At 64.9% G+C, this 1,310-nt stretch carries 1 protein-coding gene; it reads left to right on the top strand.

Translation table 11 applies throughout. The features are described 5' to 3' along the window. Window positions 1–91 precede the first annotated feature (91 nt). Window positions 92–1,310, top strand: a 1,219-nt coding sequence (locus AC1DSA_RS26080; RefSeq protein ID WP_477894186.1) for a hypothetical protein, incomplete at its 3' end; no start/stop codon positions are given.

Raw genomic sequence — 1,310 nt, 5'->3', positions numbered from 1 at the left:
GAGCGCGCATCGCTCCATCCTTCCCGCTGTACTCCGGCAGCCCTGCCTGCCGGATGCGGCCTTGTTCAACTTCTCTTGATCGGAGTCAGCCATGGCCAAGCCACTCAGCGGAAATGTCAGTGTCAACCTGGACCAGTGGGCCGATGGATCGGTCCTGCAGGGCGATGTCGATGGGACGGGGCAGAGCCAGGAAGTCTTCGTCAATGGCAACCTGAATGCCCAGAAGGCGCACTACAACGAGGGGGACGCGATCCCGTACCGTGCAGTCCTGGACAACCTGCAGCCAGGGGTGACCTACGGGCTGGTGATCCAGTGGGACACGGTGGATTCGGGCGCCTATGCGCTGGACTACCTGACCGGCTACAACTTCAGYTTCGATGGCACGAARCACCAGGGTGAGCCGGATGTGAACCCCTTGTTGGGGGTGACGGGCATCAGTTCCGGCGCGATCACCGGGGCTGCCATCCAGTCCGATTCGCAGTTGCTGACCGGATTCGGCTCTCAGTTCGGAGTGACGGATGGCCTGAGCTCGGGACTGCCCTCCGGTTCGCAATCCATTTCCCTCTTCGGCGCCGTGAGCGGGGCGGCGGTCAGCGTGGTGACCTACAACGCGGACCACACCAAGGCGTCCGTCACCATCACCTTCGTGTACACGGGCAGTGCCGCCGACAACGCCGACACRGTCGTTGTCGCCTGGGGTGGGCACATCGCCTCTTCGCTGGACTGGCACGACGACGCGGGAGAGACCGTCCAGACGGCCTCGGACATCAGCGGCTCGCCCTACCACATGCGTGTGCTGAGCCTCGTCGTCGACGGCACGGTCACCAGCATCGGCAACCAGGACCGCTCGCTGTCCGCCGACGCCGTGCTCCCGCCCGAACCGCCGGTGTCGGTCGCAGTGGACCTCATCGCCGACGATGACGACACGCTCAATGGCATCGGCGATTCCGCCGATGGTGACGACGCGGCCAGCGTCCCGGCGATCACTCCGCTCGGGGTGACTGGTGCGACCAGCATCGATTTCGCCGACCTCCATCTCGACCCGGTGCTGGACACCTCCGCGGCGGCGGTCAAGAGCGGGGGCGTGGCGCTGTCCTACTTCTGGGATGCTGCGAGCACCACGCTGTATGCCGCGACGGATGTCACCAGCGCGACCACGGCAGCGGCGACGGTGGTCTTCTCGATCGCCTTGCAGGAAAGCGGCGGCATATTCGACTACTTCTTCAGTTCCACCGGCCAGATCGATCATCCGGCGGGCAACACCGAGAACAACGTGTTGGTGGATGTGACGTTCACCGCGACCGGCCTGG

Source organism: Ramlibacter sp. P4_H7, from assembly GCF_056400765.1.
Note: the sequence above shows the minus strand (reverse complement) of the source record. Positions and strands in the feature narration are given on the sequence as shown.